This is a genomic window from Thalassobacterium sedimentorum (genome assembly GCF_031127905.1).
Classification (GTDB): domain Bacteria; phylum Verrucomicrobiota; class Verrucomicrobiia; order Opitutales; family Coraliomargaritaceae; genus Thalassobacterium; species Thalassobacterium sedimentorum.
Genome location: NZ_JARXIC010000023.1, coordinates 61,425 through 70,024 on the forward strand (window position 1 = coordinate 61,425; position 8,600 = coordinate 70,024).

Consider the following 8,600-nt stretch of genomic DNA (forward strand, 5'->3'; position numbering starts at 1 on the left):
CTTATAGATGAAATTAGCGTAAGGCTTGATCATATCTTTTCACTCGAGATCGGGCTATCCCCTGAACAGAGGATTTTCAGCTAGTTATCCGCGCATGGCTTCTTCCCAGACCTTACCACGACGACAAGTTCCACCGCTGACGCTATTGACCGGAGCCCTGGCTCTGGGAATCGCGGTGATGCTGCTCGTCACTCTACTGGCCCATCAACAGCCCTGGCTGGGATTAAAACTGGCCCCGAGCGACGCGGGCAGCGGCGCACGGGTGCGCGCCAGCAAGGGCCCCGCGGCCGACATCCCCCCCGGCACCATTCTGGTCCGAGCCGAAACCGAGGAGGATCAGCTGGAACTCCGCGCCTTCGACCTCACGGTCGAGCCGGACGGGGCCATGGGCGACTATGCCAGCTATCGGCGCTTTCTGGAGCGGCAGGATCGACTGGCCCGCATGCAGGCCGCGCCCGCGCTCAGCTTCATCGCGGCGGACGGACAGCGCTTTATCGTGCAGCCCGATCCCGCCGGTCGGCCCTTGCTGGATCTGCCCGCCGACTTTTGGGTGCAATGCCTGGTCGGCTTAGTGGCCTGGCTGGTCTCCGCGGCGGTGTTTGCCTTTCGGCCCGGCGAGGCCAGCGCGCGCTATCTATTATTGAGCGGAGCGGCCACCCTGCTTTTCGCGCCGGCGGCGGCGACCTACACCACGCGTGAACTGGCGGTGCCCGGCACCCTGCTGCAATGGGCCAGCGATCTCAATTTCCTCGGCGGCAGTCTCTTTGCCGCTAGCTTCGTCGCCCTGCTGCTGGTCTATCCGCGCCGCATTGCCCCGCGCTGGGTCGGTCCCTCGGTGGTGGCGCTCTTTGTGCTTTGGTTTGTGGCCCAACAGATCGGCCTCTTTGAGTCGATGACCTTTGCCCGCCGCTTCCTGGTCTTGCTCGGTGTGCTGGCGACCTTTGTGCTGGCCGGCGCGCATTGGCGCATCAGTGGACGCCATCCACTGGAACGCGCCAAGCTGCAGTGGTTTTTGCTCTCCTGGGTGGTCGGCACCAGTGTGTTCTGCTTTTTCATCTTGCTGCCGCAAAGCTTCGGCATCGATACCTCCCCCATACAGGGCTATGCCTTTCTCCTCTTTCTGCTGGTCTATGGCGGACTGGCGCTGGGGATCTTGCGCTACCGTCTATTCGATCTGGGCGAGTGGTGGCGGCGTGTCATGACCTGGGCGCTCGCGGTGCTGCTCCTAGTGGTGATGGATCTGTTTTTTGTCTATGGCCTGCAATTCTCCACCGGCACCTCACTGGCCGTCGCTTTACTGATTTGCGGGCTCGTTTGGCTCCCCGCACGGGCTTGGCTGTGGCAACGATTCGTGCCCCGCAATTCGCAGGACACCTTTGACCTGTTTCAACGCGTGGTGGACGTGGCACTGGCCCCGCCAGGCACTGAAAACGAGGTCGATCGCTGGCGTGCAGTCATTCACTCCGTCTTTGAACCCTTGGAAATGACTCAAGCGACCGGCCAGCCACAGACGCAGGTGCAGCTACAGGACGATGGTCTGACCATGGTCCTGCCGCCCGTCGGCCGACTCCCCGGACTGGAACTGCGCTACGCCCGTGGCGGACGTGCACTCTTCCACCCCCGCGACGCCGCACAGGCCAACGAACTCGTCTCGATGCTGGAGCATGCACTCGCCAGCTTGGCCGCCTACGAAAAAGGCGTCGCCGAGGAGCGCACACGGATCGCACGCGACATGCACGACAATATCGGCGCCCAACTACTCAGCGCACTGCACAGCTCGGAAAACGCCACCAAAGACGCCCGCATTCGCGATTCACTCTCCGACCTGCGGGCCGTCATCAATCAATCCTCAGAATGCGCCGAGACACTGGCCACCACCCTGGCCGAACTCAGACTCGAAACCGCCGAACGCCTGGAAGCGGTCGGCATTGAGTTTAAATGGTCCGCCCCCGATGAGCTGCCGGCAGTCAGCTCGCATCAACTCAGCCATGCCCTGCGCTCGATCCTACGCGAGGCTGTGAGTAATGCGATACGCCACGCCCAGCCCACGCAGGTGGCCATCCAGCTGACGACCACAGACAATCAACTGCAGCTAGAAATTCGCGACAATGGCAAGGGCTTCGATCCCGCGATCTCCCCCGCAGGCAATGGACTGGGCAACATCCAAGCACGCATCGACGCACTTGACGGCAGTTTCAAATTGAGCAGCCTAGAGGGAACTACCTATTTACGCATAGAGATTCCCTGTAACGCTTCGCCCTCCTAAAAATGAACAGTTGCCTCATCATCGAAGACCAGGCCGACAATCGCCGTTGGCTCAACGCGATCGTGAGCCAGGCATTCCCCCACTGTCAGATCACAGAAGCCCCCGATTTAAAAAGCAGCCGAGCAGCCAGCGCAAAAGCCGAGTTCGACCTCGCCCTGATCGACCTGTCCTTGCCCGATGGCTCCGGTCTGGACGCCCTGCGAGCCATCCAACGCAGCAGCCCGCAAACCATTTGCGTGATCATCACCATCATGGGCGACGACGCCCTCATCGTCGCCGCCCTCTCCGCAGGCGCACAGGGATATTTGCTCAAAGAGCACCCCGCCGAGCAACTCAGTCGACAGCTGCGCGAGCTCAGCACAGGCGTCCCCGCGCTCTCGCCTTCAATTGCCAAGCGCATCATGGAGCACTTTCAGCGCACCGGCCCCATCGAAGCCGACCACGAGCTCTTAACCGAGCGCGAAAAAGAAACCCTCGTACTCATTTCCCGCGGATACCGCAACAGCGAGGTCGCCGACCAGCTAGGGATCGCGCCCACCACCGTAGCCAGCCACATCAAAGCGATTTACCGCAAGCTCGGCATCTCCACCCGCGCCGAAGCCTCATGGTACGCTACCCGACTCGGGTTGTAGATAACGTAGTCACAAGCTTCCAGCTTGTCATTCACCCCACACGACAAGCTGGAAGCTTGTCACTACGAACCCTCTCCACACGTATTTCAATGGCAGCAACCCTTCACATCACTAGCGGCGACTGCGCCGGTCAATTACTTCAAGAAGCCAAGCTATCGGGCGAGATCTTAGTCTGGCACGACATTCTCTACGACGGTCCCCGCAATCCGGGCTGGCCGAGTGAGGCGACTTTACAAGCACGCGCCATTTTCCTCGAGCAAAGCACCGCCGGCGGTCTGGACCAGGCATACGTGCTGGAAACACTTCAGGCCCAATACCGCAAACTGAGCGAGATGCCCGCCGACACGCAGATTGTGCTGTGGTTCGATGCCTGCCTATTCGACCAGTCAATGCTGTGCCACATTCTCACCTGCCTGCAACATTTGAAGCGCTCGCAGGTCGAGCTCATTTGCATCGACGCCCATCCCAGAATCGAGCGCTACAATGGCCTGGGCCAACTACAGCCCAGCGAGCTGGCCGCCAGCTACCCCACACGACAGCCCGTCAGCCCCGAACAATTCGAATTTGCCTACCAAGTCGACCGCGCCTTCGCCGAGCAAGACCTCGCCGCATTCCAAACGCTAGCTGCTCAATCACATGCCCCCATCCAATGGATTCCCGCGGCAGTCAAGCGCTGGCTACAAGAACACAGCTACGCCGACAGCGAGTTCGGACGACTCGAATACCACGCCCTGGCCGCCCTCCGCACCGGTCATCACAGTCCCGCCGAAATCTTCACCGCCGTCGCGCAGGCCGACACGCCCCCACAATACTGGGGCGACACCACACTCTGGGCAAAGATCAACGGCCTAGCCGATCGCACACCCCCCCAGGTTCGCATCCAAGGCCCCAGCCCCCGTCTCCCACAATGGCAAAGCGAGCATCCACTCGCACAGTATCGCGTCTATCTGGCGGGTTGAACGGCCTTTTCCGTGCATTCTGCGTGATCTGTAGTCAATCAAATGACGGATACAAACCACAGATACCTAGCAGAAAAGAGCAGGAGGTGAAGAGTGAGACCCCAAAAGTTGCGGGTTGCTTTAGCGCCCGACAGCGCATGAGCAGCACCCAAGCCCCGAAAACCACGAACCAAGGCTGAAGCACTTGGCTACTAAAACCACACCACGCGCTCCGATAACACTCATTCAAAATCCGCCCTGGCATAGCCTTTAGCCGAAGCATAGAGCCAGAGCAGCCGCTTAAAAGCGGGACTCCAAACCGAAACAGAAGCCCCAAGACGGAACGGCGTTGCCCGGCCCGACCAACCATCTCATAATATATTAAGACTTGATAAGTAAAAAGGCCAATACTACTAATATATAAATAATTATGAATTTAAAAACTGAAACTGAGATTTCCAAAGAGATCGCAGACCGAATCAGAGCTGCACGCATATTGCACAAGCTGACTCAGAGCGATGTGAGTCAACGATCGGGTGTATCTCTCGCTTCGTATCAACGTTTCGAGCAAACAGGCCGTATCGAACTACTCAGCTTAATCAAGGTCGCACAGGTGCTTCACCTTGAAGCTGACTTTGATCCACTCTTCAACAAACCCAAACTCATGACATTAGACGAAGTTGAGAAAAAAGCCTTAGCCTCCACACGCAAAGGACGTGTCTATAAACGCGCATGAAACGGCTCAATGTCTTATTAGGCGAGCGCCCCGTCGGACAGTTGCTCGCCCAACAAGGAGCCCACTACTTCAGTTTCGACGAATCCTTTATCCAAGCCCCACTCCCACTCTCACCCTACAAACTAGCGGCTATCCCCGGAGTCAGCGAGCACCGCGAAGGCCACTTCCTCACGCTACCTGGTTTGATTTACGATTCACTACCAGATCGCTTTGGCATGTCGGTCCTAAGAAAGAAATTTCAAGATCTAGGCATACTACACCCCACCCCACTTCAAATGTTAAGCTATCTGGGCAGCCGCACCATGGGAGCACTCACCTACGCGCCCGCGAAAGACGAAGCAGACGCCCAGGAGATGATTGATCTAGTCAATGCAGCTCAATCCGCCAAGTCACTGCAACAAATGGAGCACCTCGACCACTTGGATCCAGCAATCGTCCAAGCCGGCGGCACCGCTGGCGGGGCCACCCCCAAACTACTAGCGGCAATCTCGCCCGACCGCAGTCGCATCCTAACTGGCCCCAGCAACATCCCCTCAGGCATGGAAGCATGGATAATCAAGCTGAACACGACCCAAGCAAAAACATCCTCAATTTGCCAAATCGAACAAACATATTTTGAACTAGCCAAGAAAGCAGGCATCCACGTGCCCGACACAATGCTGCTACCCGACAAAAATGGAGTACCACACTTCGCAATCCGTCGCTTCGATCGCGAGCGATCCAATCCCAACCACCGCCTTCACATCCACAGCTACGCAGCAATGGCTGGAATCGATTTCAGTTCCCCCAGCACAGACTACGAAGACCTATTACGGCTGACTAAGAACTTAACGCGGAATTTTGAGGACGTCTGCGAACAATTCCGACGCATGCTTTTTAACTTATTAGCGAGCAATCGAGACGATCATGCAAAGAACTTTTCCTTCAGCATGGATTCCGAAGGAAAATGGACGAATACACCCGCTTACGACCTACTCTACACCAACAATGACCTCGGAGGCAACTGGATGCTCATCCGAGGCAAACGAAACAACATCCGCTATCAAGATCTCAAGCAATTAGCCGACCTGATGGGCATCTCACAGAACCAACTCAATACAATGCTAGAGCAAATACAAGACGCCCTCAGTCAATGGCCCACACTGGCCAAAGCCAACGGCATTGGCACAGGACTGCGAAACGTAGTACAAACTGTAATCAAAGACCTCCATTCCAGCCTAGGCTCCATCACCTAAAAAAACGAGCGAAGATTGGACCTCGAACGCCCTCCCAAATCCAGCGTCCTGCAAGTCTAACGTCCTTACAAGTTCCAGCGTCGTATAAGATTCACGCAAATTAACGTAAATTACATGTCACGGCGTAATGAAATGAAGACGGAACGGTTCAAGTCCCCACGCCCTCCCAAATCCAGCTGTCCTGCAAGTCCAACGTCCTTACAAGTTCCAGCGCCGTGTAAGATTCACGCAAATTAACGTAAATTACATGTCACGGCGTAATGAAATGAAGACGGAACGGTTCAAGTTCCAGCGCCCTATAAGATTCATCTAAATTAACGGTGCATCTTTCAGGCTTTGTCCACAAGCTGTCTCGCTATGATGACACCCACAGTGGCTCCCCTCATTCAGCAACTCCAAACCGCTGGCGAAGCGGCGGGCTTCCAAGTCACCCGCTTCGGGCAGGTCGGCCTGAAAGCACAATGGCCCCTGCTCGGCATGACGCGCCCAGCCCTTGCGCCCGGGCCACGCAGCCAGCACATCTACCTCTCCGCCGGCATCCACGGCGACGAGCCCGCCACTTCCCAGGCGATACTCGAACTACTGCAAAACGACGCCCTGCCCCCCACGCATCACTACTACATTTGCCCCCTCTTAAACCCCGCCGGACTGGCCAACGGCACCCGCGAGAACCCCGACGGCATCGACCTCAACCGCGACTACCGCGACTTCGTTTCCCAGGAAACCCGGCAACACGCCGCATGGATACAGGCCCACATCCCTCAACTCGACTGCGCCCTCCACCTGCACGAAGATTGGGAGAGCCAAGGCTTCTATCTCTACGAAATCCAACTACCGCTCCACAGCAGCCATCCCCAAGCCGGCAAGCCACAGTGCAGCCTCGCCCAGCGCATCTTAGCGGCCACCGAAAAACACCTGCCCACCGAAACCGCAACCGAGATCGACGGCTTCCCGGCCCAGGACGGAATCATACGCATCGAAGTCGAGCTGCAACTCGAAGCCGGCCAGCCCGAAGCCCTCTGCCTGCAAGCCAGCTTCGGCGGCAGCAACTACACCCTCGAAACCCCATCCGCCATGGAGTTCCGCAAACGCGTCGACACACTCAAAGCCGCCGTGCTGGCAGCCATCCAAACCCAGCCGCAGGAAACGTAGTCACAAGGACCAGAGGAAATGGGAACGTCCAACATACGACAAGCTAGAAGCTTGTCACTACGCAGTGCAAAACATAGCGTCCCCGCTTTTTATCACACAACTGCGCAAACAAGCCCGCTCTCTTCATGATTCAAGTCATCAACACCTTGCTCCCCGTCTTCGTGGTCATCGGACTCGGGCTCTGGCTCGCGCGTCGTGGATGGCTCTCACAGACTTTTATCAGCGAGCTCAACTGGCTCATATTCTGGGTCAGCCTGCCGGCGCTGATCATTCACAGCCTGGTCACCGCCGAGTCCTTGCCGCGCGATGCACTGCCCGCGATCGGCATCTTCACCCTGGCCACCCTCATTTTAATTGCATTGGCCTGGCTGACCAGTCGCTGGCTACAACTCCCCCGCGAGCGTGTCGGCACCTTTGTGCAAAGCGCCTTCCGCGGCAACCTCGCCTTCGCCGGGCTGCCCTTCGTGGTCTTTGCCGTCGAAGGCATCCAGCCCGACAAAGTTGGCGCCGCAGTGGCACAAGTCATGTTCCTACTCGCGCCCGCGATGCTACTCTACAACGTGCTAGCCGTGCTCATGCTCACCCTCAGCCAGCAGAGCGTATCCACTTCCATGCTACGCGGCACCCTGGGCAAAGTCATCAGCAACCCACTGATCCTCGCCTCCATCATCGGCGTCGGCCTCTTTGCCCTCCCCTTTGAAATGCCCCGTTTCGCACTCAGCACGCTAGGACTGATCGGCCAGATGGCCGCGCCCGCCTCCCTCTTTTGCGTAGGCGGCGCCATGGCCTTCGTCTCGATGGAAGGACGCTACCGCAGCGCCAGCTACGCCAGTGCACTCAAAGTCATCGTGCTGCCCGCCATCACCGCCCTCCTACTCATTTGGGTCGACGTCGATCCCATCGCACGGCTCGTGCTACTGATACTCAGCGCCTGCCCCACCGCCGTCGCCTCCTACATCATGGCCAAAGCGCTCAACGGCGACGAAGCCCTGGCCGCCGGCTCCATCATCCTCAGCACCCTAGCCTGCATCCCCACCGTCGGACTGATCATCGCCCTCAGTGTGTAAGGGGGGGCAAGGAACTTGCCCCAGTGGGGAGTGGGAAGTGGAGAGTGGAGAGTGGGAAGTTAAATGGAGATCGAACGATGAGGAAATTGGGAACATCGAACGCTCAACATCCAACGTCCAATTTTGAATGTAGGACGGACGCCGCCAAGTAGCGGGGCTCTTTAGACCCCGTTTAGTTCCGCTCAGCCGTCCGGTTCTGAGAACCGAGGCCACAAGAAGGAGGGAACGCTGCACCAGTGCGTTCAATGTTGGACCCATGCTTCGCCTAAAGGCTTCCTCCTTCGCTAAAGCTTCCTCCTTCGCTCTTCGAGCTACGGCGGACGTGTCGCAGGGCAAGCAGTTCATAAGCGGCGACTCTGACGCGGGCGTCATAAATGAAGCCCCTACAATTAACGCAGTACCCCTGCCACACGCGCTCGGATGAGTTATACCTATTCGAAAAAAGTTTGGTCCTAATAGATATTGTTTTTTGTAACCTCGGTTCTCGCCAGTCCTAAGCTCGTCGAAAGGGGAACCGGGGCGATGCCGACCGCCCCCCCGAAACAAAGTTTCGAGGCTACGCAAAGCCCAAGCT

At 57.7% G+C, this 8,600-nt stretch carries 7 protein-coding genes; all 7 read left to right on the plus strand.

Annotation, left to right across the window (positions count from 1 at the left end; genetic code table 11):
- Positions 1-94 precede the first annotated feature (94 nt).
- The 7 genes from QEH59_RS13325 (at position 95) to QEH59_RS13355 (ending at position 8,026) form a co-directional block, all read left to right on the plus strand.
- Positions 95-2,266, plus strand: coding sequence for an ATP-binding protein (locus tag QEH59_RS13325; RefSeq protein WP_308985872.1), 2,172 nt, complete (start codon positions 95-97; stop codon positions 2,264-2,266).
- A 2-nt stretch (positions 2,267-2,268) separates the two neighbouring features.
- Entirely contained in the window at positions 2,269-2,898 is a 630-nt protein-coding gene (locus QEH59_RS13330) for a response regulator (RefSeq protein ID WP_308985873.1), read from the plus strand.
- Between the two features lie 89 nt (positions 2,899-2,987).
- A complete protein-coding gene (locus QEH59_RS13335; RefSeq protein ID WP_308985874.1) occupies positions 2,988-3,857 on the plus strand; it encodes a DUF1835 domain-containing protein in 870 nt (289 codons plus the stop codon).
- Between the two features lie 409 nt (positions 3,858-4,266).
- Positions 4,267-4,572, plus strand: coding sequence for a helix-turn-helix domain-containing protein (locus tag QEH59_RS13340; RefSeq protein WP_308985875.1), 306 nt, complete (start codon positions 4,267-4,269; stop codon positions 4,570-4,572).
- The gene (locus QEH59_RS13345) at positions 4,569-5,807 is read left to right on the plus strand and encodes a type II toxin-antitoxin system HipA family toxin (RefSeq protein ID WP_308985876.1); all 1,239 of its coding nucleotides are present in this window, start codon (positions 4,569-4,571) and stop codon (positions 5,805-5,807) included. Before QEH59_RS13340 ends, QEH59_RS13345 begins: the two co-directional genes overlap by 4 nt.
- Before the next feature lie 357 nt (positions 5,808-6,164).
- Positions 6,165-6,959 (plus strand): M14 family metallopeptidase, encoded by a 795-nt coding sequence (locus QEH59_RS13350; protein ID WP_308985877.1) that lies wholly within the window; start codon positions 6,165-6,167, stop codon positions 6,957-6,959.
- A gap of 125 nt (positions 6,960-7,084) precedes the next feature.
- A complete protein-coding gene (locus QEH59_RS13355) occupies positions 7,085-8,026 on the plus strand; it encodes an AEC family transporter (RefSeq protein ID WP_308985878.1) in 942 nt (313 codons plus the stop codon).
- Positions 8,027-8,600 lie beyond the last annotated feature (574 nt).